At 50.2% G+C, this 23,420-nt stretch carries 23 protein-coding genes; 12 read left to right on the top strand and 11 right to left on the bottom strand.

Annotated features, from left to right (window positions below; all coding sequences use genetic code 11):
* Positions 1-219: 219 nt before the first annotated feature.
* The gene (gene serA, locus HEM79_RS17460; protein WP_001151617.1) at positions 220-1,452 is read right to left on the bottom strand and encodes a phosphoglycerate dehydrogenase; all 1,233 of its coding nucleotides are present in this window, start codon (positions 1,450-1,452) and stop codon (positions 220-222) included.
* A gap of 258 nt (positions 1,453-1,710) precedes the next feature.
* Positions 1,711-2,370 (bottom strand): ribose-5-phosphate isomerase RpiA, encoded by a 660-nt coding sequence (rpiA, locus tag HEM79_RS17455; RefSeq protein WP_024191163.1) that lies wholly within the window; start codon positions 2,368-2,370, stop codon positions 1,711-1,713.
* A gap of 429 nt (positions 2,371-2,799) precedes the next feature.
* On the opposite strand from rpiA, the gene argP reads away from it, so the two are divergent.
* The 5 genes from argP to scpC all read left to right on the top strand — a co-directional run bounded on the left by argP (position 2,800) and on the right by scpC (position 9,327).
* Entirely contained in the window at positions 2,800-3,693 is an 894-nt protein-coding gene (gene argP / locus HEM79_RS17450) for a DNA-binding transcriptional regulator ArgP (RefSeq protein ID WP_000828352.1), read from the top strand.
* 201 nt (positions 3,694-3,894) lie between these two features.
* Positions 3,895-6,039, top strand: coding sequence for a methylmalonyl-CoA mutase (scpA, locus tag HEM79_RS17445; protein WP_176242640.1), 2,145 nt, complete (start codon positions 3,895-3,897; stop codon positions 6,037-6,039).
* Complete coding sequence (gene meaB / locus HEM79_RS17440; protein WP_176242642.1) at positions 6,032-7,027, top strand: methylmalonyl Co-A mutase-associated GTPase MeaB; 996 nt, start codon at positions 6,032-6,034, stop codon at positions 7,025-7,027. The genes scpA and meaB overlap by 8 nt, the downstream gene beginning before the upstream one ends.
* Positions 7,028-7,037: 10 nt before the next feature.
* A complete protein-coding gene (gene scpB / locus HEM79_RS17435; protein WP_176242644.1) occupies positions 7,038-7,823 on the top strand; it encodes a methylmalonyl-CoA decarboxylase in 786 nt (261 codons plus the stop codon).
* A gap of 25 nt (positions 7,824-7,848) precedes the next feature.
* Positions 7,849-9,327, top strand: coding sequence for a propionyl-CoA:succinate CoA transferase (gene scpC / locus HEM79_RS17430; protein WP_001056014.1), 1,479 nt, complete (start codon positions 7,849-7,851; stop codon positions 9,325-9,327).
* Here the strand turns inward: scpC and srsR are convergent.
* The 3 genes from srsR to argO form a co-directional block, all read right to left on the bottom strand.
* The gene (gene srsR / locus HEM79_RS17425; protein ID WP_000350789.1) at positions 9,324-10,220 is read right to left on the bottom strand and encodes a LysR family transcriptional regulator SrsR; all 897 of its coding nucleotides are present in this window, start codon (positions 10,218-10,220) and stop codon (positions 9,324-9,326) included. The genes scpC and srsR overlap by 4 nt on opposite strands.
* A gap of 167 nt (positions 10,221-10,387) precedes the next feature.
* Positions 10,388-11,128, bottom strand: a complete 741-nt coding sequence (locus HEM79_RS17420) for an oxidative stress defense protein (RefSeq protein ID WP_000669826.1) — start codon at positions 11,126-11,128, stop codon at positions 10,388-10,390.
* 92 nt (positions 11,129-11,220) lie between these two features.
* Positions 11,221-11,856, bottom strand: a complete 636-nt coding sequence (gene argO / locus HEM79_RS17415; protein WP_105286525.1) for an arginine exporter ArgO — start codon at positions 11,854-11,856, stop codon at positions 11,221-11,223.
* 214 nt (positions 11,857-12,070) lie between these two features.
* Here argO and HEM79_RS17410 point away from each other — a divergent pair, with 214 nt between their 5' ends.
* The gene (locus tag HEM79_RS17410; RefSeq protein ID WP_176242646.1) at positions 12,071-13,000 is read left to right on the top strand and encodes a hypothetical protein; all 930 of its coding nucleotides are present in this window, start codon (positions 12,071-12,073) and stop codon (positions 12,998-13,000) included.
* 54 nt (positions 13,001-13,054) lie between these two features.
* Positions 13,055-14,098 (top strand): TRAP transporter substrate-binding protein DctP, encoded by a 1,044-nt coding sequence (dctP, locus tag HEM79_RS17405; protein WP_176242647.1) that lies wholly within the window; start codon positions 13,055-13,057, stop codon positions 14,096-14,098.
* Between the two features lie 41 nt (positions 14,099-14,139).
* Here dctP and mscS read toward each other — a convergent pair whose 3' ends face one another.
* The 4 genes from mscS to epd all read right to left on the bottom strand — a co-directional run bounded on the left by mscS (position 14,140) and on the right by epd (position 18,765).
* A complete protein-coding gene (gene mscS / locus HEM79_RS17400; protein ID WP_176242657.1) occupies positions 14,140-15,015 on the bottom strand; it encodes a small-conductance mechanosensitive channel MscS in 876 nt (291 codons plus the stop codon).
* Positions 15,016-15,360: 345 nt separating this feature from the next.
* A complete protein-coding gene (gene fbaA / locus HEM79_RS17395; RefSeq protein WP_000034374.1) occupies positions 15,361-16,440 on the bottom strand; it encodes a class II fructose-bisphosphate aldolase in 1,080 nt (359 codons plus the stop codon).
* A 92-nt stretch (positions 16,441-16,532) separates the two neighbouring features.
* The gene (pgk, locus tag HEM79_RS17390; RefSeq protein WP_000111269.1) at positions 16,533-17,696 is read right to left on the bottom strand and encodes a phosphoglycerate kinase; all 1,164 of its coding nucleotides are present in this window, start codon (positions 17,694-17,696) and stop codon (positions 16,533-16,535) included.
* Positions 17,697-17,745: 49 nt separating this feature from the next.
* A complete protein-coding gene (gene epd, locus HEM79_RS17385; RefSeq protein ID WP_000218494.1) occupies positions 17,746-18,765 on the bottom strand; it encodes an erythrose-4-phosphate dehydrogenase in 1,020 nt (339 codons plus the stop codon).
* Positions 18,766-19,136: 371 nt separating this feature from the next.
* On the opposite strand from epd, the gene HEM79_RS17380 reads away from it, so the two are divergent.
* The 5 genes from HEM79_RS17380 to HEM79_RS17360 are packed head-to-tail and all read left to right on the top strand — an operon-like array spanning position 19,137 to position 22,213.
* Positions 19,137-19,568 carry a PPC domain-containing DNA-binding protein gene (locus tag HEM79_RS17380; RefSeq protein ID WP_000988685.1) on the top strand — a complete coding sequence of 144 codons (432 nt, stop codon included), beginning with the start codon at positions 19,137-19,139 and terminating at the stop codon, positions 19,566-19,568.
* A gap of 22 nt (positions 19,569-19,590) precedes the next feature.
* Positions 19,591-20,169, top strand: coding sequence for an ECF transporter S component (locus HEM79_RS17375; protein WP_176242659.1), 579 nt, complete (start codon positions 19,591-19,593; stop codon positions 20,167-20,169).
* Entirely contained in the window at positions 20,170-20,877 is a 708-nt protein-coding gene (locus tag HEM79_RS17370; protein WP_176242661.1) for an energy-coupling factor transporter transmembrane component T, read from the top strand.
* On the top strand, positions 20,865-21,542 hold the full coding sequence (locus HEM79_RS17365; protein ID WP_176242663.1) for an ABC transporter ATP-binding protein: 678 nt from the start codon (positions 20,865-20,867) through the stop codon (positions 21,540-21,542). Before HEM79_RS17370 ends, HEM79_RS17365 begins: the two co-directional genes overlap by 13 nt.
* On the top strand, positions 21,536-22,213 hold the full coding sequence (locus tag HEM79_RS17360; protein ID WP_176242665.1) for an ABC transporter ATP-binding protein: 678 nt from the start codon (positions 21,536-21,538) through the stop codon (positions 22,211-22,213). Before HEM79_RS17365 ends, HEM79_RS17360 begins: the two co-directional genes overlap by 7 nt.
* On the opposite strand, the gene HEM79_RS17355 is transcribed toward HEM79_RS17360, so the two are convergent.
* On the bottom strand, positions 22,185-22,898 hold the full coding sequence (locus tag HEM79_RS17355; RefSeq protein ID WP_000687771.1) for a nucleoside/nucleotide kinase family protein: 714 nt from the start codon (positions 22,896-22,898) through the stop codon (positions 22,185-22,187). The two genes, HEM79_RS17360 and HEM79_RS17355, sit on opposite strands and share 29 nt — an antisense overlap.
* On the bottom strand, positions 22,895-23,404 hold the full coding sequence (fumE, locus tag HEM79_RS17350; RefSeq protein WP_176242667.1) for a fumarase E: 510 nt from the start codon (positions 23,402-23,404) through the stop codon (positions 22,895-22,897). Before fumE ends, HEM79_RS17355 begins: the two co-directional genes overlap by 4 nt.
* Positions 23,405-23,420 lie beyond the last annotated feature (16 nt).

The raw sequence follows: 23,420 nt of genomic DNA, 5'->3' as shown, positions 1-23,420 counted from the left end.
CTCGCTTCGGTGAGGGCTTTACCGTTACAGCCCTGTGCTGCCCCGCCATCGTAAATCCTCTTCGAATAAAGGCAACGCATTGATCTGGCTTTGATTTATTTCTTCGAGCAGACTCGCAGAGGCGATTGCAGCACACTGCAAATGCAGTGATAAGCGCGGGAAAAGGGATAAAAAAACGGGCAAGTCAGCGACCTGCCCGTTGTTTGTCAGAGAAGGGAATCAGTACAGCAGACGGGCGCGAATGGTGCCCGGAATCGCTTTCATTGCCTGTAATGCTTTTTCAGCAACGTCTTCATCTGCTTCAATATCAATAACTACGTAGCCCATCTGAGCAGACGTTTGCAGATACTGCGCGGCGATGTTAACGCCCTGCTCGGCAAAGATTTTGTTCAGCGCAGTCAGCACGCCCGGACGGTTTTCGTGGATGTGCATCAGACGGCGGCCACCGTGCAGCGGCAGCGAGACTTCCGGGAAGTTCACCGCAGAGAGCGTGGAGCCATTGTCAGAGTACTTGATCAATTTACCCGCAACTTCCAGGCCGATATTCTCCTGCGCTTCCTGAGTCGAACCGCCAATGTGCGGCGTCAGCAGGACGTTGTCGAATTCGCACAGTGGTGAGGTAAACGGATCGCTGTTGGTCGCTGGTTCTGTTGGGAATACATCGATTGCCGCACCAGCCAGATGTTTGCTCGCCAGTGCGTCACACAGCGCCGGAATATCGACCACAGTACCGCGCGAGGCGTTAATCAGCAGCGAGCCGGGCTTCATCAGCGAGATCTCTTTCGCGCCCATCATGTTTTTGGTGGACGGGTTTTCAGGCACATGCAGGCTCACCACGTCACTCATATTCAGCAGGTCGGAAAGATGTTGCACCTGCGTCGCGTTGCCCAGCGGCAGTTTGTTTTCAATATCATAGAAGTAAACATACATCCCCAGCGACTCCGCCAGAATGCCAAGCTGCGTACCGATATGACCATAACCAATGATACCCAGCTTTTTGCCGCGCGCTTCAAAAGACCCCGCCGCCAGTTTGTTCCATACGCCACGGTGCGCTTTGGCGTTGGCTTCCGGCACTCCGCGCAATAGCAGCAGAAGTTCGCCAATCACCAGCTCGGCGACAGAACGCGTATTCGAAAACGGTGCGTTAAATACCGGAATCCCGCGTTTTGCCGCAGCATTTAAATCAACCTGGTTTGTGCCTATGCAGAAACAGCCAATAGCGACCAGCTTTTCTGCGGCATTAATCACTTCTTCGGTCAGATGGGTACGGGATCGCAGGCCGATGAAGTGGGCATCGCGGATGGATTCTTTTAATTGTTCATCATCCAGCGCGCCTTTGTGAAATTCGATGTTGGTGTAACCTGCCGCGCGAAGACTTTCCAGCGCCTTTTGGTGCACGCCTTCTACCAGCAGAAACTTAATCTTGTCTTTCTCCAGCGATACCTTTGCCATTTACCCAATCCTGTCTTTGAAATGTTGTGTGTGGATTTACATCCGCCTTTCAACATATCAAAAAATAATAATGCGGCAATATGAACGTTTGCGTCGCGATGTTGAGGAAATATCACGAGAGGTTGATTAACAGAAGAAAATGCTGAAGATGAGACTTTCTTTAGCGTGTTAGGCAAAAGTGAGTTAAAAACGTGATAGATGTCACCAAATTTAACAATGCAAAAAATTTTTAACGGGGGAACGAACTCCCCCGTCAGATCATTTCACAATGGTTTTAACGCCGTCAGGCGTGCCAATCAGCGCGACGTCCGCGCCACGGTTGGCAAACAGACCAACAGTAACCACACCCGGAATCGCGTTAATCGCATTTTCCATCGCCACCGGATCAAGGATTTCCATACCGTGGACGTCGAGGATCACGTTGCCGTTATCAGTCACCACGCCCTGACGATATTCCGGACGACCGCCAAGTTTCACCAGTTGACGAGCCACTGCACTACGCGCCATCGGAATCACTTCCACCGGCAACGGGAATTTACCCAGAATATCGACCTGCTTGGAGGCGTCCGCGATGCAGATAAATTTCTCTGCAACCGAGGCGATGATTTTTTCACGCGTCAGCGCCGCACCGCCGCCTTTGATCATCTGCATATGACCGTTGATTTCATCTGCACCGTCAACGTAGATGCCGAGGCTGTCAACTTCATTGAGGTCAAATACATGAATGCCAAGACTTTTTAGTTTTTCAGTGGATGCATCCGAGCTGGAAACTGCCCCTTCAATCTGACCTTTCATCGTGCCGAGTGCATCAATAAAGTGTGCGGCGGTGGAACCTGTACCAACACCAACAATGGTTCCGGGCTGAACATACTGAAGTGCCGCCCATCCTACTGCTTTTTTCAATTCATCCTGCGTCATGATCGTTTCGCCTGTGGTATGAAATTTCAGACGCATTATATACAAAAAAAGCGATTCAGACCCCGTCAGCAAGTCGTGCGGATAACTCATCCATGAAATAACAGGCAATGGCGGGCCTCCTCTTTCAGCCCGGCAAATCTGGGTATCAGGATTACCCTTCTATCCCCCAGTCTGCATATCTGAAACTACGCCGATAAAGGTGAAGCTCTGTAATACAATTAATTGATAATATTACCAATAAAAATCACATCCAGTGCCAGTAACTCGCCCACAGAACGTTGCCTGTACGCTCCACAAAGCCTAAATAAACACGGTGTTGTCAGTCAAAATTTCCATTATGGCTGCTTTTGTATACGTTAAATGCTCTGTACCCAAAGCAAAATTATGTCATAGTTCGGCATAAGAAAATTTGAGGAGCAGGTTAAAGCAATGAAACGCCCGGACTACAGAACATTACAGGCACTGGATGCGGTAATACGTGAACGAGGATTTGAGCGCGCGGCACAGAAATTGTGCATTACGCAATCAGCCGTCTCACAGCGCATTAAGCAGCTGGAAAATATGTTCGGGCAGCCGTTATTAGTGCGTACTGTCCCGCCGCGACCTACAGAACAAGGGCAAAAACTGCTGGCACTGCTTCGCCAGGTCGAATTGCTGGAAGAAGAGTGGCTGGGGGATGAACAAACCGGTTCAACCCCACTACTGCTTTCACTGGCGGTCAACGCTGACAGTCTGGCAACCTGGCTGCTACCGGCGCTGGCTCCGGTGCTGGCTGATTCGCCTATTCGTCTGAACTTGCAGGTGGAAGATGAAACCCGCACCCAGGAACGCCTGCGTCGAGGTGAAGTAGTTGGCGCGGTGAGTATTCAACATCAGGCGCTGCCCAGTTGTCTTGTCGATAAACTTGGCGCGCTTGACTATCTGTTCGTCAGCTCCAGACCATTTGCCGAGAAATACTTCCCTAACGGAGTAAGCCGCTCCGCGCTGCTCAAGGCACCGGTGGTGGCGTTTGACCATCTTGACGATATGCACCAGGCATTTTTACAGCAAAACTTCGATCTGCCGCCAGGTAGCGTGCCGTGCCATATCGTTAACTCGTCTGAAGCCTTCGTTCAACTCGCTCGCCAGGGAACAACCTGCTGTATGATCCCACACCTGCAAATTGAGAAAGAACTGGCGAGCGGCGAGCTGATCGACCTTACGCCAGGGCTGTTTCAACGGCGAATGCTCTACTGGCACCGCTTTGCCCCAGAAAGCCGCATGATGCGTAAAGTCACCGATGCTTTGCTCGACTATGGTCACAAAGTGCTTCGTCAGGATTAATCAATCACTTAATGCCTGGTAGCACATATCAGGCATTTTCCTTTTTTCTTTTTACCTTCTTTGAACAACATCACGAAACAGACAAATCTCACGCGGCAAAAAACGACGTCCCAATGCATTTTTTTTGCTGGCGACAACCCCGTGTAAAAAGCTCACCGTAAGCGCATCCCACCATTTTGATTGCGTTTTATGGAGCAAATAATGTCTAACGTGCAGGAATGGCAACAACTTGCCAACAAGGAATTGAGCCGTCGGGAGAAAAACGTCGACTCACTGATACGGCAAACGGCGGAAGGGATAACCATCAAGCCGCTGTATACCGAAGCCGATCTCGACAATCTGGAAGTAACCGGCACCCTTCCAGGCTTGCCCCCCTACGTTCGTGGTCCACGTGCCACCATGTATACCGCTCAACCGTGGACCATTCGTCAGTATGCTGGTTTCTCCACGGCAAAAGAATCTAACGCCTTTTATCGCCGTAACCTCGCTGCCGGACAAAAGGGTCTTTCCGTAGCTTTTGACCTCGCCACTCACCGTGGTTACGACTCTGACAATCCGCGCGTTTCAGGCGACGTCGGTAAAGCAGGCGTCGCTATCGACACCGTTGAAGATATGAAGGTGCTATTCGACCAGATCCCGCTGGATCAAATGTCGGTATCGATGACTATGAACGGGGCGGTGTTGCCGGTCCTGGCGTTTTATATTGTGGCAGCAGAGGAACAGGGCGTGTCGCCTGAGAAACTCACAGGCACCATCCAGAACGACATTCTGAAAGAGTACCTCTGCCGCAATACCTACATTTATCCGCCAAAACCGTCGATGCGTATTATCGCTGACATCATCGCCTGGTGTTCCGGCAATATGCCGCGCTTTAATACCATCAGTATTAGCGGTTACCACATGGGCGAAGCGGGAGCAAACTGCGTGCAGCAGGTGGCATTTACTCTCGCTGATGGAATTGAGTACATCAAAGCTGCACTTTCTGCTGGCCTGAAAATTGACGACTTTGCCCCGCGCCTGTCGTTTTTCTTTGGCATCGGTATGGATCTTTTCATGAACGTCGCCATGCTGCGCGCCGCACGTTATCTCTGGAGTGAGGCGGTAAGCGGATTTGGAGCCAAAGATCCGAAATCACTGGCACTGCGCACCCACTGTCAGACCTCAGGCTGGAGTCTCACCGAGCAAGATCCCTATAACAACGTTATCCGCACCACCATTGAAGCGTTGGGCGCCACACTTGGCGGTACACAATCACTGCATACCAACGCTTTTGATGAGGCACTTGGACTGCCAACCGACTTCTCGGCACGTATAGCCCGTAATACTCAGATAATCATTCAGGAAGAGTCAGAAATCTGCCGCACCGTCGATCCGCTGGCCGGATCTTATTACGTTGAGTCGTTGACCGATCAGATCGTTAAACAAGCCAGAGCTATTATCCAACAGATCGATGAGGCTGGCGGCATGGCGAAAGCGATTGAAGCGGGTTTGCCAAAACGAATGATCGAAGAAGCGTCTGCGCGTGAGCAGTCATTGATCGATCAGGGCAAACGCGTGATTGTTGGAGTTAACAAGTACAAGCTGGATCACGAAGACGAAACCGATGTCCTTGAGATAGACAACGTGATGGTACGTAACGAGCAGATTGCTTCACTGGAGCACATTCGCGCCACCCGCGATGATGCTGCCGTAACCACCGCACTGAATGCTCTGACTAATGCGGCACTGCAAAACGAAAACCTGCTGGCTGCTGCTATTAATGCGGCACGCGTTCGCGCGACATTGGGTGAAATCTCCGATGCGCTGGAAGCCGCTTTTGACCGTTATCTGGTGCCGAGCCAGTGTGTTACTGGCGTGATTGCGCAAAGCTATCATCAGTCGGAAAAATCAGCTTGCGAATTTGATGCGATTGTTGCGCAAACGGAACAGTTCCTCGCGGATAACGGCCGTCGCCCGCGCATTCTGATCGCCAAAATGGGGCAGGATGGACACGATCGCGGGGCCAAAGTCATTGCCAGCGCCTATTCCGATCTTGGATTTGACGTTGATTTAAGTCCGATGTTCTCGACACCAGAAGAGATCTCCCGCCTGGCGGTGGAAAACGACGTTCATGTGGTGGGCGCGTCCTCACTCGCTGCCGGGCATAAAACGCTGATCCCGGAACTGGTAGAAGCCCTCAAAAAATGGGGACGCGAAGATATCTGCGTAGTCGCTGGCGGCGTTATTCCACCGCAGGATTATGCCTTCCTGCAAGAACGTGGCGTGGCAGCGATTTATGGTCCGGGTACTCCCATGCTCGACAGCGTACGTGATGTACTGAATCGGATTAGCCAGCGTCATGATTAACGAAGCCACGCTGACAGACAACATTCGGCGCTTACGTCAGGGTGAGCGTGCCACGCTCGCCCAGGCGATGACGCTGGTAGAAAGCCGTCATCCACGTCATCAGGAACTAAGTACTCAGTTGCTCGACGCCATCATGCCGTTTTGTGGAAATGCACTGCGCCTGGGCGTTACCGGCACACCTGGCGCGGGGAAAAGCACCTTTCTTGAAGCTTTCGGTATGTTGCTGATTCGCCAGGGGCTGAAAGTCGCGGTAATTGCCGTCGATCCCAGCAGCCCAGTGACCGGTGGCAGCATTCTTGGCGATAAGACCCGGATGACCGAACTGGCGCGTGCCGATGCGGCATTTATTCGCCCGGTTCCGTCATCCGGTCATCTGGGCGGCGCCAGCCAGCGGGCACGGGAGTTAATGCTGTTATGCGAAGCGGCGGGTTATGACGTGGTGATCGTTGAAACCGTCGGCGTCGGGCAGTCGGAAACAGAAGTAGCCCGCATGGTGGACTGTTTTATCTCACTGCAAATCGCCGGTGGTGGTGATGATCTCCAGGGCATTAAAAAGGGGCTGATGGAGATGGCAGATCTGATTGTCATTAACAAAGACGATGGCGATAACCACGCGAATGTCGCCATTGCCCGCCATATGTACGAGGGCGCTCTGCATATTCTGCGTCGCAAATATGACGAATGGCAGCCGCAGGTTCTCACCTGTAGCGCGCTGGAAAAATGCGGTATCGATGAGATTTGGCGCGCAATTATCGATTTCAAAACCGCACTTACCGCCAGCGGTCGTTTGCAACAAATGCGGCAACAACAATCGGTGGAATGGCTGCGTAAACAAACCGAAGAAGAAGTGCTGCACCACCTGTTCGCGAATGAAGATTTCGATCGCTATTACCGCCAGACGCTATTAGCAGTCAAAAACAATACGCTCTCGCCGCGCACCGGTTTGCGGCAGCTCAGTGAATTTATCCAGACTCAATATTTTGATTAAAGGAATTTTTATGTTTTATCAGTATGTTAATGTCATTATCATCAACAAAGTGGCGGTCATTGAGTTTAACTATGGCCGCAAACTCAATGCATTGAGTAAAGTCTTTATTGACGACCTGATCCAGGCGCTAAGCGATCTCAACCGACCCGAAATTCGCTGTATCATCCTGCGTGCCCCGAGTGGTTCCAAAGTATTCTCCGCAGGCCACGACATCCATGAACTGCCATCAGGCGGTCGCGATCCTCTCTCTTACGATGATCCGCTACGGCAAATTACCCGTATGATCCAAAAATGCCCGAAACCGATTATCTCAATGGTCGAAGGTAGCGTCTGGGGAGGTGCTTTTGAAATGATCATGAGTTCCGATCTGATCATCGCCGCCAGCACATCGACCTTCTCAATGACCCCAGTTAACCTTGGCGTACCGTATAACCTGGTGGGCATCCACAACCTGACCCGTGACGCGGGCTTCCACATCGTCAAAGAACTGATTTTTACCGCTTCGCCAGTCACCGCCCAACGCGCGCTGGCTGTTGGCATTCTCAACCACGTTGTTGACATCAGCGAGCTGGAAGATTTCACCCTGCAAATGGCACACCACATTTCCGAAAAAGCACCGCTGGCGATCGCGGTAATCAAGGAAGAACTGCGCGTGCTGGGCGAGGCGCACACGATGAATTCAGACGAATTTGAACGTATTCAGGGGATGCGCCGAGCGGTTTATGACAGCGAGGATTATCAGGAAGGTATGAACGCTTTCCTGGAAAAACGTAAACCTACTTTCGTCGGGCATTAATGCTCAGCGAATGAAGGAGCAAAAGATGAATATGATCTGGGCAAGGATGACCGCCGATGAAGCGGCGGAAATTATCCAGCACAATGATATGGTAGCATTCAGCGGCTTTACCCCTGCGGGTTCACCTAAAGCTCTACCTGTCGCTATTGCTCATCGTGCCAACGAACAACATGAGGCGAAAAAACCGTACCAGATTCGCCTGCTAACCGGAGCGTCAATTAGCGCCGCCGCCGATGACGTGCTCTCTGAAGCTAACGCAGTTTCATGGCGCGCTCCGTATCAAACATCATCTGGGTTACGCCAAAAGATCAATCAGGGGGCAGTCAGTTTTGTTGATCTACACTTGAGCGAAGTCGCGCAAATGGTTAACTACGGCTTCTTCGGCGACATTGATGTTGCGGTAATTGAAGCCTCAGCCATCGAGCCGGATGGACGTGTCTGGTTAACCAGTGGGATCGGTAACGCTCCGACCTGGTTACTGCGGGCCAAGAAAGTAATCATTGAACTCAATCACTATCATGATCCGCGCGTTGCGGAACTGGCGGATATTGTGATTCCTGGCGCACCACCGCGACGCAATAGCGTTTCGATCTTCCATGCGATGGATCGCGTCGGTACTCGTTATGTGCAAATTGATCCGAAAAAGATTGTTGCGGTCGTGGAAACCAACTTACCTGATGCAGGTAAGCTGCTGGATAAGCAAAATCCCATGTGCCAACAGATCGCCGACAATGTGGTTACCTTCTTATTACGTGAAATGGCACAGGGGCGCATTCCGCCGGAATTTCTGCCACTGCAAAGTGGGGTAGGCAACATCAATAATGCGGTAATGGCGCGTCTCGGGGATAACCCGGATATTCCACCGTTTATGATGTATTCGGAAGTGCTACAGGAATCAGTAGTTCATCTTCTGGAAACCGGAAAAATCACCGGAGCCAGCGCCTCCAGTCTGACTATCTCTGCCGATTCACTGCGCAAGATTTATGACAATATGGACTATTTCTCCTGTCGCATTGTGTTACGTCCGCAGGAGATTTCCAATAACCCGGAAATTATCCGCCGCCTTGGTGTTATCGCTCTGAATGTCGGCCTGGAGTTTGATATTTACGGGCACGCCAACTCAACGCATGTTGCCGGTGTTAATTTAATGAACGGTATCGGCGGCAGCGGTGATTTTGAACGCAATGCTTATCTGTCGATCTTTATGGCGCCGTCGATCGCCAAAGAAGGAAAAATATCAACCATCGTGCCGATGTGTAGTCATGTTGATCACAGCGAGCACAGCGTGAAAGTGATCATCACTGAACAAGGGATCGCCGATCTGCGCGGCCTCTCTCCACTTCAGCGCGCACGCGCTATCATCGATAACTGCGCCCATCCCATGTACCGTGACTATCTGCATCGCTATCTGGAAAATGCCCCTGGCGGGCATATTCACCACGATCTTAGCCACGTTTTCGATCTGCATCGTAACTTGATCGAAACGGGTTCAATGCTGGGTTAATTGCTCGTACCATCACGATCTTCAGCAATTTGCTGTAGCATCGTGGCGGTATAGCGATGATTTTTCAGTGAATAGAGATATTCCTGCATATACATTGGCGTATGCGGCGCATCAAAATATTTCAGCGTTGCCGGATTCACCAGTCGCCAGGCAAAATGTGGAATGACTGTCAGAAAATGTCCGCGCTCAACGGCGCTGATTTTGGCCATAAAACTGTAGGGGCGATAAATGATTGTTGGATTGATCCCACAAGGGCGCATGTTCGCATCAATCATCGCTTCATAGTTAGCGCGGTTCTGAAAGCGCATCTGTAACCACGGTAGCTCCTGTAATAACTCCTGCTCCTGACGTTCTTCAAAACGGCGGGAAACAAGAAATCCTAGCCGCAGCGGCGACAGTTCGCTGATAGTTAGATTTTCCAGCCCCTTTACTCGGGCGGATACATGCTGCGGAGAGATAATAAAATCAAACTGGCGGTAGAAGAGATTATCGATAACCCCATTTTCGCTAAACTCAACCGGCTGAGCAGTCACCCCTTCATATTTATCACCAAGACTGATTAGCTGATCAAAAATAATCGTCGGATAAGTATTATCGATGCCAATGACAATTTCATGAGAATGACGCCCGGAATTATGAATTTCATTATCAATAGCAGAAAGTCGTTGGTAAACCGGGAATAGTTTTTGATAAAGTTCCTGTCCGGCTTTATTAAGGCTAATGTTGTTATCTTTACGGGTAAACAGCGTATAACCAATTTGCTCCTCCAGCGCGGCAATACTTTTGCCAAACGGTGAAGCCGTCATATGTATCTTTTCTGCTGCCCGAGCAATATTATTGGTTTGCGCTAATAAAATAAAATTGCGCATCTTTTTCGAAATAAAAATATCCATACCCTCTCCCAAACATCACTGTCCGCTTAACCGTTTCAGTTATTCAATCTTTGATGAAATCGCGAGCAAAGATAGGTAATTGCATCATGGTTTTACAGAAAATTACAGAAAAAGGAGACGATATAAGGTGAAGACATTAGCCCGACAAATGAGTCGGGCTAAATGTATTATTGTGCGGTAGGTGTTTTTGCAGGTTGCTGATCAACGGGTTCTAACTGGAAGACCACATCCACCTGATCATCAAACTGAATAGCGGCCTGCTCGTAAGTTTCCTGAGCAGAAACCGGCGCGGCATCAGCTTTCATCATCCGAACCATCGGGCTGGGCTGATAGTTGGAAACATGGTAGCGCACGCTATACACCGGTCCCAGTTTGCGATTAAAGCCATTTGCCAGCTCCTGCGCCTGATGAATCGCGTTATCTATCGCTGCCTTACGCGCCTTGTCTTTATAGGTATCCGGCTGTGCCACGCCCAACGAAACAGAACGAATTTCGTTAAGACCGGCCTTCAGCGCACCATCCAGCAACGAATTCAGTTTGTCTAACTGACGAACTGTTACTTCTACCGTTCTCACTGCCCGATAGCCTTTCAGAATACTTTTGCCATCCTGGTAATCGTAATCTGGCTGGGTACGTAAATTCGCAGAACTGATATCTTTTTTCGCGATCTGATTGAGTTCAAGGAAAGAGATATATTGCGCCACGCGCTCATCCGCTTGTTTCTTGGCGGTAGCAGCATCCTTCGCTGCCACATTAACTTCAATAGCAAGAGTGGCAATGTCTGGCACCGCATCTACGCTTGCCGTTCCTGAAGTGACAATGTGCGGACCATCCGGTAGTTCATTGGCCTGTACTGCCATCCCGCTGAAACCCATCAATGCCGCCAGGGCGATAACTTTGAACTTCACGTTAGTCTCTCCGTGTTAATTTACTTGCCCAAAATTCAAAACCTCTGTAGGCAAGCTTAGCGTCTCTGTTTTTATTTTCCATCAGATAGCGCCTAACTGAACAAGGCTTGTGCATGGGCAATACCATCTCTCGCCAGCTGTAGGGCGATAAACCACATTACGCTACCAACAATAATATTAATAATACGCTGCGCTTTGGCGGTACGCAGACGCGGTGCCAACCAGGCTGCGAGAAGAGCCAGACCAAAGAACCACAAGAAAGAGGCGCTAATCGTCCCAAGCGCAAACCAGCGTTTTGGTTCGACGTCGAGCTGCCCGCCGAGGCTCCCCAATACCACAAAGGTATCCAGATAAACATGGGGATTCAGCCAGGTCACTGCCAGCATGGTGGCAATAATTTTCCAGCGTCCCTGTTTCATGACTTCAGCACTAACCAGCTCAATATTACTGCTCATCGCCGTTTTAAAAGCGCCAAAGCCATACCACAGCAAGAAGGCAACGCCGCCCCAGGTCACTAAGGCCAATAACCACGGTGACTGCATCAGTAACGCGCTACCGCCAAAAATCCCGGCGCAAATCAGAACCAAATCGCTGATTGCACAAAGTAAGGCAATCATAATGTGGTACTGGCGGCGAATACCCTGATTCATCACAAAAGCATTTTGTGGACCGAGCGGCAGGATCATAGCCGCACCAAGTGCAAGCCCTTGAAAATAATAAGAAAACACGGTGAATATTCCGAATTAATTATCTGATGCAGAGACTATAGCGCGGGATTGTTATTAGATAAAATTGATAATACTAATAGCATATAAATAATTTTAATATTAAATTAAATAATTCTATTCGGTGACTGATTTTAGGATAAAAATCTTATCATTCCCCATAGCGTAAACGACGTTATGGCTCGCTTCCCTGCTCGCGTTGTAAAGGACTAACACTATGCAAGCACATGATCTTACTCTTCTCTCCTACCCTATCCACGAAAATATGCCGCGCCAACAAGGTTGGTGCTTTGGGCTACCGCCGGGAATAACGCCAGAACAATGGCCTCTGGACCCAAATAATGGATTCCCATTGAAGCACGGTTTTACCTTGCTGTTACCGAAGGATTATCAGATTTATGGCCCGGAGATTGTCGCGTTATCTTTCTTTGCGGTTGCGCCCGAGCACAACGATGGCGGAACACCATCTACAGAAGAAATATTGAATCTGTTTGAGCATTTTGATCCCACCGCTCCTTCTCAAGACCCCGACCTTTACCTTTTCTGGCTGGCAGAAAAGCAACGCCATCCACGACTATTTCGGATGGAAGATATATTAGGCTGTTCTTATGCAGTGATTTTACTGACCCAGCAAGAATTCGACGGTCCATTTTGTGAGCCGCCTGAACTTATACCTAACCACTATCGCGACCAGCAAGATGCGCCAGAATGGCTGACCATCGGCAGTGCTTTTAGTTATTTTCAAGCTAACGTCAGACCAAAAGATACGCCTGAAAGCAATTTTATTTACCGTAAATTGGGCAACATTCCTGAGCCGTTGCTGGCGTTCAATCTGGCGATTTCATGCCGACCACGTACTTTTGATCCTAACGCAGGAATTAGCCCCACAGAAAGAAATGATACGGATTACCAGTCCATTCATTATTTTTCTCAAGATGCAGAGGGAAACAATAAATGTGAAACTCGCCAGTGGAATAACACACATTTGCCCGATCATCTCGGTGGTTCGATGGTTTCCGTGCAGTCTATACCAGATGGAATCTCTCCTTATTATATTGAGTTTGAAGAGTATTTCGGCGGGTATAATTTTGGCGCAGGCAATGCCTGGCTAGACTTTAAAAATATGAAGTTTGATTTCAGTTGTTAAAGTTCTCGGCTTTCAATATTAATAACAACCAACAAAATTACAGCAGGAACTGACATGACATTCAAACCATTCTTATTCTCTGTGTTATCAGGATTACTTCTGATATCTCCCCCTAATTTTGCCGCAGAAAAAATCCTGCGCTATACCGATCATGAATCTTATGGCGGAATGCGTACCCAGCTAATTCAAAATACATTTTTTGCAGAAATTGAAAAAGAATCTCAGGGGCGTTTGAAAATTGAACCACACTGGAACGGAGAAACCGCCATCAGCTATGACGCACTGGCGACGATAAGCGATGGCAGCAAAGCTGATATGGGTATAGTGGTACCAGAATACACTGCGAAACAATTGCCGCTTCATCAAATCTTCAAGAGCTTTGCTATTGGCCCGGGACATGGAGCCAGTCAGGTAGAATTCTTTCGTCGCGTATATGCGGAAATTCCCGAATTTAACGCTGAATTTGAGCGTAACAATGTTGTGAACTTACAATTTTTCCTTGGCTATCCGGTAGGTTTTTTTTCCACCATGCCCATTCAGACATTAACCGATCTTCAGGGAACTTCCTGGCGAACAGCCAGTTTCTGGCATCGGGCTTATTTAAATCATACGGGAGCAAAAACCGTAACCTTACCGTGGAATGAGCAAATTACGACAGCACTCCGCGACGGAAAACTCGAGGGCTTAATGGTCAATCTCGATAGCGGATATGACATCCATGCTGAACGTGCTGCGCCGAATGTGTTGCTCTCCCCTTCGCTCTGGCTCGGTCATGTTTATCTTTTGACGATGAATAAACACACCTGGGAAAGCCTCAGTACTCAAGATCGCGAGGCGATTCAACGAGCAGCCATTACAACCCAGAAGGTGCTGGGTCAGGGATTAGATAACAATTTGACCAGCATGGTAAAAACGCTTGAGCAGGAAGGTGCACATGTTCGCTATCTGAAAAAATCAGAACTTGACGCCTGGCAGAAAGCGATTGGTTATCAGCAAGAGCAAACGCAGTGGGTAGAACAGCAAAAAAATGAAGGCGTGGACAATGCCGGGGAAGTCATGCAAAAAGTTGCCAATATACTTGATGAAACAATGCGTTAAAGTGGTTGTGCGCCCATGAATTTCATGGGCGCTTCACATGGTTAACGTGTTACCGCTTCACGCTCTTTATTTTCTTTCACCCGCTTAAAATTCACATCCATTTGCGGGTACGGGAAGCTGATACCAGCGGCATCAAATTCGCGTTTAATACGCTCCAGCACATCCCAGTAAACGTTTTGCAGATCGCCGCTGTTGCTCCAGACGCGGACCACGAAATTAATCGAGGATGCGCCAAGCTCGTTCAGACGCACGGTCATTTCGCGATCTTTTAAAATGCGATCGTCAGACTGGATAATATCGGTCAGGATCTGCTTCACCTGATCGATATCGGAATCATACGCCACACCAATGATAAATTCGTTACGGCGCGCAGGCTCGCGAGAGAAGTTAATAATATTACCGGCAATAATTTTACCGTTCGGGATAACGATAATTTTACCGTCTGCGGTGCGCATAGTCGTAGAGAAAATCTGCACGCTCTGCACTGTACCGGCAACACCGCCGAGGTCGACATATTCACCGGCACGGAACGGGCGGAACAGTACCAGCAATACGCCAGCGGCCAGGTTGGACAGAGAACCCTGCAACGCCAAACCTACAGCTAAACCTGCGGCACCCAGCACGGCGATAACCGATGCGGTTTGAACGCCCACGCGACCTAACGCTGCGATCAGCGTAAAGGCAATAATCGCATATCGGGCTAATGCAGAGATAAAATCAGCTACGGTGGCATCTATGTTACGGGAGATCATCAGGCGATTCACCGCGTTGGAGATCATCCGCGCGACAATCAAACCGATAATGATAATCGCGAGAGCCGCCACGATGTTTACAGCATAACTCAGCAACAGCGCCTGGTTGTTCACCAACCAGGAACCTGCACCGTGTATGCTATCGACAACATTCAAATCTTCCATTCAATATTCCTTTTTAACTGACTCAAAATGGAGAAATACACTCCGCCGCCTTATGACGGGCGGTCTGACAAGGGTAAACAATAAAGTATAATTTTGCCAAATAGATCACAAAATTCTCATCTGCATCACCTTGCTTTTGGCGAAAAAAAGCCCGCTATGCTGGCCTCCTCAGATTGTTGACAAGGTGCGCTTTGTTCATGCCGGATGCGACGTAAACGCCTTATCCGTCCTACGAAAGCATTTAAGTTCACGTAGGCCTGATAAGCGTAGCGCATCAGGCAATTTTTCTTTTGGCGAAAAAAAAGACCCGCAAAGCGGGTCTTGAGATAAGCAAAAAGGAATATCTTACAGAACGTCGATCGCGTTCAGTTCCTTGAATGCTTTTTCCAGACGAGCGATCATCGAAGTCTGACCGGCACGCAGCCATACGCGCGGATCGTAGTATTTCTTGTTCGGCTGATCTTCGCCTTTCGGGTTGCCCAGCTGACCCTGCAGGTAAGCTTCATTTTCTTTGTAGTAGTTCAGAACACCTTCCCAGGTTGCCCATTGGGTATCGGTATCGATGTTCATTTTCACTACACCGTAGCTTACGGAGTCTTTGATTTCCTGAGCTGTAGAACCGGAACCGCCGTGGAATACGAAGTTCAGGCTGTTGTGCGGCAGGTTGTGTTTCTTAGAAACATATTCCTGAGAATCGCGCAGGATAGTCGGGGTCAGAACCACGTTACCCGGCTTGTAAACGCCGTGTACGTTACCGAAGGAAGCAGCGATGGTGAAACGCGGGCTGATTTTGCTCAGCTCGGTGTATGCGTAATCAACGTCTTCCGGCTGGGTGTACAGTGCAGAAGCGTCCATGTGGCTGTTGTCCACGCCGTCTTCTTCACCACCGGTGCAACCCAGTTCGATTTCCAGAGTCATGCCGATTTTGGACATGCGCTCCAGGTATTTAGAGCAGATTTCAATGTTCTCTTGCAGAGATTCTTCAGACAGGTCGATCATGTGAGAAGAGAACAGCGGCTTACCGGTAGCAGCGAAGTGTTTTTCACCTGCGTCCAGCAGACCGTCGATCCACGGCAGCAGTTTCTTCGCGCAGTGGTCAGTGTGCAGGATAACCGGAACACCGTAGTGTTCAGCCATCTGGTGTACGTGATGTGCACCAGAGATCGCGCCCAGGATAGCAGCACCCTGCGGAACGTCAGATTTCACGCCTTTACCAGCGATAAAAGAAGCACCACCGTTGGAGAACTGAACGATAACCGGCGCTTTAACTTTAGCAGCGGTTTCCAGTACGGCGTTGATGGAGTCAGTACCGACACAGTTTACTGCTGGCAGTGCGAAGTTGTTTTCTTTTGCTACCTGGAAAACTTTCTGTACGTCATCACCAGTGATTACGCCAGGTTTTACGAAATCAAAAATCTTAGACATGTTTCTTTGTCCTGTATCGTCGGGCTGTAGAAAAAGTGCGTGCTTTAAAAGCGCGCTGAAACAAGGGCAGGTTTCCCTGCCCTGTGATTTTTTTACTTCTTAGCGCGCTCTTCGAGCATCGCTACTGCAGGCAGTACTTTACCTTCCACGAATTCGAGGAATGCGCCGCCGCCAGTGGAGATGTAGGAGATTTTGTCAGCAATACCGAACAGGTCGATTGCTGCCAGAGTGTCGCCGCCACCAGCGATGGAGAACGCTTCGCTGTCTGCGATAGCGTTAGCCACGATTTCAGTACCTTTACGGAAGTTCGGGAATTCGAACACACCAACCGGGCCGTTCCACAGAATGGTTTTCGCATTCTTCAGGATTTCAGCCAGTTCTTGCGCAGAAGCGTCGCCGATATCCAGGATCTGCTCGTCAGCTTTCACGTCGTTAACAGATTTCAGAGTAGCCGGAGCAGTTTCAGAGAACTCAGTTGCTACGCGAACATCAGACGGAACCGGGATGTTGCAGGTGGTCAGCAGACGTTTTGCTTCGTCAACCAGGTCTGCTTCGTAAAGAGATTTACCCACATCGTGGCCTTGTGCCGCGATAAAGGTGTTAGCAATACCACCACCAACGATCAGCTGGTCAGCGATTTTAGACAGGGAGTCCAGAACGGTCAGTTTGGTAGAAACTTTAGAACCACCAACGATAGCCACCATCGGACGAGCCGGTTCTTTCAGTGCTTTACCCAGCGCGTCCAGTTCAGCCGCCAGCAGCGGGCCTGCGCACGCAACGTCAGCGAATTTACCGATACCGTGAGTAGAAGCCTGCGCGCGGTGAGCAGTACCGAATGCGTCCATTACGAACACGTCGCACAGTGCAGCGTATTTCTTGGACAGAGTTTCGTCGTCTTTCTTCTCGCCTTTGTTGAAGCGAACGTTTTCCAGAACAACCAGTTCACCTTCAGCAACGTCAACGCCGTCGAGGTAATCTTTAACCAGGCGAACCGGGTTAGACAGTTTGTCTTTCAGGTAGTTAACAACCGGCAGCAGAGAGAATTCTTCATTGTACTCGCCTTCGGTAGGACGACCCAGGTGGGAAGTTACCATCACTTTAGCGCCTTGTTTCAGAGCCAGTTCGATGGTCGGCAGAGAAGCACGGATACGTGCGTCGCTGGTTACTTTCCCGTCTTTTACTGGTACGTTCAGATCCGCACGGATAAATACACGTTTCCCAGCAAGATCCAGATCGGTCATCTTAATTACAGACATGGTGAATCCTCTCGTTGATTCTAAAAGTTTTGCAGACGCTGCTTGCGTCTTACCTGAAAGCAACAGTAGCCATCGCTAACGTCGTGTCGAGCATTCGGTTAGCAAAGCCCCATTCGTTATCGCACCAGACCAACGTTTTGATCAGGTGTGCGCCACTGACCCGGGTTTGAGTGCCATCGACAATGGCACTGTGCGGATCGTGGTTAAAATCTACAGAGACCAACGGTAATTCCGTATAGTCAACTATACCATGAAATGCACCTTGTGCCGCCTTTTGCAGCAACTGGTTGACTTCATTGGCTTTTACAGGTTTCTTCACCGTCACGCTTAAATCAATTGCCGTCACATTTATGGTTGGCACACGTACCGCAATCGCTTCAAAACGATCGTTAAACTGCGGGAAAAAACGCGTGATACCGGCGGCCAGTTTTGTATCGACCGGAATAATCGACTGACTGGCTGCCCGGGTGCGACGCAGGTCAGGATGGTATGCATCAATAACCTGTTGATCGTGCATGGCGGAGTGAATTGTGGTCACAGTGCCGGACTCAATACCGTACGCATCATCTAACAATTTGATGACGGGAATTATGCAATTCGTGGTACAGGAAGCGTTAGAAACGATGCGGTGTTCCGCACGAAGTTGATCCTGATTGACGCCGTAAACAACGGTCGCGTCGAGATCGTTACTGCCAGGATGTGAAAAGAGCACCTTTTTAGCCCCGGCGGCAATGTGCGCTTCGCCATGCTCGCGGGAGCCATATACGCCGGTGCAGTCGAGAACCACATCGACGCCAAGTTCACGCCAGGGGAGCGATTGCAGTGAACGTTCATGCAATACGCGGATGGCGTCATCACCAACAAAGAGTTGATCGCGTTCCTGACGTACTTCCCATGCAAAACGGCCATGACTGGTGTCATATTTCAACAAATGCGCCATGCCCGCAGCATCCGCCAGTTCGTTGATTGCCACCACGGTGATTTCCGCCCGGCGTCCGGATTCATACACAGCACGAACCACATTACGCCCGATGCGACCGAAGCCATTTATCGCTACGCGTACGGTCATAGGTCTCCTGCAAGGCTTTCTCTAAGCAAATTTGCCAGACAGAGTAGTCCAGCAAATCGTTCGGGAAAACCTTACCTGTCGCAAATCGCGACTGATTGGTTAATTGTCGAACATTTAATCGACTGAAACGCTTCAGCTAGGATAAGCGAAACGCGGAATAAAAGGAATGATTGTCCAGTCAAAGAAGACAATTATCTGACTTACGTCACGTTTTTCGCCCTGGTTCGCCAGGAATTATTCCACCAAGCAGAATCACGAATAAGCGTAGCAAAATCTTTTCGTTGTGCCGTCATAAACCCTGACTTATATCAGAATATGACTGATGCAGCGTCGATATCATCCGCAATACGTCCGAGTTTCGGAGTACTTCAATGATGACATTGCCTCACCCTTATTCTTCAACTGCACGCTTTTACGCGCTGCGCCTGCTTCCCGATCAGGAAGTTTTCTCTCAATTACGCGCCTTCGCACAGCAGCAACAGCTTCACGCTGCGTGGATTGCTGGTTGTACCGGCAGTCTGACTGATGTTGCTTTGCGCTATGCCGGGCAAGAAAACACCACCCTTCTAAGCGGTAAGTTTGAAGTGATCTCACTGAACGGCACGCTGGAACAGACGGGCGAACATCTTCATCTCTGCGTTTCCGACCAACACGGTGCGATGCTTGGCGGTCATATGATGCCAGGCTGTACCGTGCGCACCACGCTTGAACTGGTGATCGGCTGCCTGGAAGAACTGGCATTCAGTCGCCAACCATGTGCACTTTCTGGTTACGACGAGTTGCATATTTCCCCCGTTAACTAACTATTTTCAGAGAGGTTTTCTTATGGCGCGTCGCCACTTTTCCAGTCAGGCTCTGGTGCTGATCGTTATCTCTATCGCCATCAATATGATCGGCGGGCAACTGGCCAGCATGGTCAAACTACCTATTTTTCTCGACTCCATCGGCACGCTTATTAGCGCGGTACTGCTTGGGCCGGTGGTCGGTATGCTGACCGGCCTACTGACCAATTTACTTTGGGGATTATTGACCGACCCGATCGCCGCCGCTTTTGCCCCCGTCGCGATGATCATTGGTCTGGTCGCGGGTTCGCTGGCGCGGGTAGGTTGGTTTCGCACCCTGCCGAAAGTCGTTGTCAGCGGCGTGATTATTACCCTGGCGGTCACAGTCGTTGCTGTACCGTTACGTACTGCGCTGTTCGGCGGCGTAACCGGTAGTGGAGCCGATTTGTTCGTTGCCTGGATGCACTCTATGGGGCAAAACCTGGTGGAATCGGTGGCGATTACGGTGATAGGCGCGAACCTGGTCGATAAAATTCTCACGGCGGTGATTGTCTGGCTTTTACTGAGACAACTGCCGATTCGCACTACGCGCCATTTTCCAACGATGGCTGCCGTGCGCTAAATGCATCCGTTTACCTCATTAACGCTGTGGGCGCTGGCGGCCTGCACCACGCTAATCCTGCCCGCGCAGACCATTTTGCCGGTCTATAGCGCGGCGACCTTTCTCTGCCTCATTGCGTTAAAAGCCACGCGGCGACGGGCAAAATATGTCGCCTGGTTGATGTTTTCGCTGGGGGTCGGGCTGTGGCTAGTGCACGGTGGCTGGCTGACAGAATGGATAAGCGGAACGCCGCGCAATCCAGAACGTTGGGCATTTGCTATTACGCTCTGGCTGCGCATTCTGGCCATTGTTTCCACTTCGCAGTTGTGGATGCAGTACGTACCCGTGCAATGTTTTATCCGCGCTTTGTTTGCTTCTCGCCTGCCGCCGGGCGTCGCTTATCTGTTTGCCGGATCGCTGCTGGTCGTTGAGCAGTTAAAACGGCAATTAGCGATTATTCATGAAGCACAGCGTGCGCGTGGCGTGCCGCTGGATGAAGGCTGGTATCAGCGTTTACGTGCGATGCCGGCGTTAATTATTCCGCTAACACACAATGCGCTTAACGATCTGGCGATCCGTGGTGCGGCGCTGGATATGCGGGCATTTCGCTTACATAACCGGCGCACTACGCTATGGGCACCACCTGACAGTAAATTACAAAAAGTGGCTCGTTACACCATGATATTGCTGATGCTGGCAGAACCCGGAGTGTGGCTATGGTTACGTTAGAACAGTTTCGCTATTGTCCTACGTACTTAACGCACTCTCCGTTCTGTTATGACTTTCACTATGACAACCCGGGGATGGTCGCCATCTTTGGGGACAACGGCAGCGGCAAAAGCACGTTGGCGCAGCTGATGGCGGGTTGGTATCCGGACTTCATGCCGGGTGATATCGCTGGCACGGGAATGCTCCTCGATACGCCTATTGGGCAACTCCCATTAAACGAACAAGCCGCCACTATCCAGCTCGTCCAACAATCACCCTATTTGCAGCTCTCCGGCTGTACCTTCAGCGTGGAAGAGGAAATTGCGTTTGGACCAGAAAATCTGTGTCTGGAAGAAGCCGAGGTTATGGCGCGCATTGACGCCGCCCTGACCCTGACCGAGTGCCAGCCGTTGCGCCATCGTCATCCAGCAACGCTCTCCGGCGGAGAGACCCAACGTGTGGTCATCGCCTGCGCTATCGCCATGCAACCAAAACTATTAATTCTTGATGAAGCCTTTAGCCGACTGACGTCGCAAGCCAGCGAAATGCTGTTGCAACGTTTACAACACTGGGCGCTGGAATGTGATTCGCTGATTATTCTTTTTGAACGTCATCGCACACCTTTCCTGAACTATTGCCAGCAAGCGTGGCAACTGCAAAACGGAGTGCTCCGGCCATTATGTTAACGTTAAATCAGGTGACTTATCGCTGGCCTGGCGCAGCAACGGATTGTCTTTGCGACATTTCTCTGCAACTCAAACAAGGTGAATGGCTGGCGCTGACCGGCGACAACGGCGCGGGAAAATCGACACTATTACGCATCATGGCGGGTCTTCTTCCCCCATCTTCCGGTACAGTAATATTGCAACAACAGGCATTACATACGCTTAAGAACCGCCAACGCGCGGCAAAGATTGGCGTGCTGTTTCAGGAAGTGGAAAACCAGCTGTTTCATAGCACCGTCGCTGAAGAGGTCGCGTTTGGCCTGAAATTACAAAAATACTCACCCGCAGACATCGCGAAACGCACCGAATACGCCCTGCAATGTTGTCAGTTAGCAGACGTTGCCAGCGCGCATCCATTGGATCTGCATAGCGCACAGCGAAGGATGGTCGCCGTCGCCAGTCTGGAAGCTCTCACACCGCCGCTGTTATTACTTGACGAACCGAGCCGGGATTTTGATGCCCAATGGCTGGCGGTATTTGAAAGCTGGCTGGAAAAGTGCCGCCAGCGAGGTGCAAGCGTGGTGGCAATCAGCCATGACGCCGCGTTTACCCGGCGTCATTTTTCTCGCGTTGTGAGACTGGAAGGCGGTGTAGTGAGAGACATCAATCCGCCAGACGATATTCACCGCTAGCCGTCATCATTAAGGTCAAATTTGCCGGCAGACTCTGTTCCAGCACCCGGCGAACATTTGGGCCGTCGGTACGTTCATAAAAGGCTTCAGCGTCTGCCAGCGATAACCCTCCCGCCAGCTTGCGCCCCACCAGCCGTTCCCGTAACGCAGCTGCGGGCGCGTTGATAAAGATCGAGAAATCACAAAATTGCGCAAGCGTGCGCCACTTCTCGTCATCCAACAACAGCCAGTTTCCTTCTACGATAATGATCGGTGCAGTAACGTGTAACGCATCTTCTACGGGATCATGCTTTTGTCGATCGTACTGCGGCCACGTACAATCCCCTTCCACTGCCCGGCGCAGATTTTCCGCCAGTTTCGCCACGTCAAACGTCTGCGGTGCGCCTTTATAAGGGCGAAGCTGATGCTCATCCAGCCAGCTATTGTAATGGTGAAAACCATCCATCGGGAGCGTCTGAATAGCGGGTAATTCGGGATCTTGTTGTGCAAGATATTCCCAGAAGGTCGTTAGCGTAGATTTGCCCGTCCCCGGTGGCGCGCAAAGAAATACCACCGTGCGCCGCTGCGGATTTACCGCCTGCAAGGCGGCCAACATGCGCAGCAATGGTTTATGCACGTGTTTTATCTCTTCATCATGGTACTGCGCTTGCACGTTCAGCCCATTCACCGTTAATTCAATTTTCACGGCGTTAATTCCTTTAAGGTTGTCGTTACTGCCAGCGTCAGCGCCGTTTTGACCATCCCGGTAAAACGCCCCTCTGACCAGACGGCGAAATCGGCGAACTTCATCGCTTTTAACGCATCATAGAGAGTCGCATTGCGTGTTATACTATTGACGTTGCTGATAAAATCCCAGGTTATGTCATCGGCAAATCCTGGGGGGGCATCCTGTTCGTTCAGGTAATGCCAGAACTGAGAAAAATGCGTGATATCGGCGTACAACCATTTATCCATTTTTCCCAGCGCATAAATTAAACGCAGCGCAACATCAATATCATCAAGCGGGCCGCTTTGGGCGAGTAACGGCTTCACTGCATATTCCACGATCTCTTCATCGTTATCGATAAACAGCGACGGCAGAAACTGGCGTATTCCCTGGAGCAAAATGGTATGCGCAGTTTTCATAAATGAAAATAAATTGTCCTGTGCGTCCAGTTGCTCAAGCACATCATCTTCTGTCAGCGTCGCCATTCGTCTTCCGATAGAT

The sequence above is a fragment of the Escherichia sp. 93.0816 genome, assembly GCF_013368855.2.
Classification (GTDB): Bacteria; Pseudomonadota; Gammaproteobacteria; order Enterobacterales; family Enterobacteriaceae; genus Escherichia; species Escherichia ruysiae.
This window is presented reverse-complemented; position numbering and strand designations above follow the sequence as displayed.

What these genes read in the sequence shown, in the direction of transcription:
- serA (WP_001151617.1), bottom strand. Translation starts at nt 1,452, where the DNA reads ATGGCAAAGGTATCGCTGGAGAAAGACAAGATTAAGTTTCTGCTGGTA.
- meaB (WP_176242642.1), top strand. Translation starts at nt 6,032, where the DNA reads ATGATTAACGAAGCCACGCTGACAGACAACATTCGGCGCTTACGTCAG.
- scpC (WP_001056014.1), top strand. Translation starts at nt 7,849, where the DNA reads ATGAATATGATCTGGGCAAGGATGACCGCCGATGAAGCGGCGGAAATT.
- HEM79_RS17380 (WP_000988685.1), top strand. Translation starts at nt 19,137, where the DNA reads ATGATGACATTGCCTCACCCTTATTCTTCAACTGCACGCTTTTACGCG.
- mscS (WP_176242657.1), bottom strand. Translation starts at nt 15,015, where the DNA reads ATGGAAGATTTGAATGTTGTCGATAGCATACACGGTGCAGGTTCCTGG.
- HEM79_RS17375 (WP_176242659.1), top strand. Translation starts at nt 19,591, where the DNA reads ATGGCGCGTCGCCACTTTTCCAGTCAGGCTCTGGTGCTGATCGTTATC.
- HEM79_RS17410 (WP_176242646.1), top strand. Translation starts at nt 12,071, where the DNA reads ATGCAAGCACATGATCTTACTCTTCTCTCCTACCCTATCCACGAAAAT.
- argP (WP_000828352.1), top strand. Translation starts at nt 2,800, where the DNA reads ATGAAACGCCCGGACTACAGAACATTACAGGCACTGGATGCGGTAATA.
- rpiA (WP_024191163.1), bottom strand. Translation starts at nt 2,370, where the DNA reads ATGACGCAGGATGAATTGAAAAAAGCAGTAGGATGGGCGGCACTTCAG.
- dctP (WP_176242647.1), top strand. Translation starts at nt 13,055, where the DNA reads ATGACATTCAAACCATTCTTATTCTCTGTGTTATCAGGATTACTTCTG.
- fbaA (WP_000034374.1), bottom strand. Translation starts at nt 16,440, where the DNA reads ATGTCTAAGATTTTTGATTTCGTAAAACCTGGCGTAATCACTGGTGAT.
- HEM79_RS17365 (WP_176242663.1), top strand. Translation starts at nt 20,865, where the DNA reads ATGGTTACGTTAGAACAGTTTCGCTATTGTCCTACGTACTTAACGCAC.
- fumE (WP_176242667.1), bottom strand. Translation starts at nt 23,404, where the DNA reads ATGGCGACGCTGACAGAAGATGATGTGCTTGAGCAACTGGACGCACAG.
- pgk (WP_000111269.1), bottom strand. Translation starts at nt 17,696, where the DNA reads ATGTCTGTAATTAAGATGACCGATCTGGATCTTGCTGGGAAACGTGTA.
- srsR (WP_000350789.1), bottom strand. Translation starts at nt 10,220, where the DNA reads ATGGATATTTTTATTTCGAAAAAGATGCGCAATTTTATTTTATTAGCG.
- scpA (WP_176242640.1), top strand. Translation starts at nt 3,895, where the DNA reads ATGTCTAACGTGCAGGAATGGCAACAACTTGCCAACAAGGAATTGAGC.
- epd (WP_000218494.1), bottom strand. Translation starts at nt 18,765, where the DNA reads ATGACCGTACGCGTAGCGATAAATGGCTTCGGTCGCATCGGGCGTAAT.
- HEM79_RS17360 (WP_176242665.1), top strand. Translation starts at nt 21,536, where the DNA reads ATGTTAACGTTAAATCAGGTGACTTATCGCTGGCCTGGCGCAGCAACG.
- scpB (WP_176242644.1), top strand. Translation starts at nt 7,038, where the DNA reads ATGTTTTATCAGTATGTTAATGTCATTATCATCAACAAAGTGGCGGTC.
- HEM79_RS17370 (WP_176242661.1), top strand. Translation starts at nt 20,170, where the DNA reads ATGCATCCGTTTACCTCATTAACGCTGTGGGCGCTGGCGGCCTGCACC.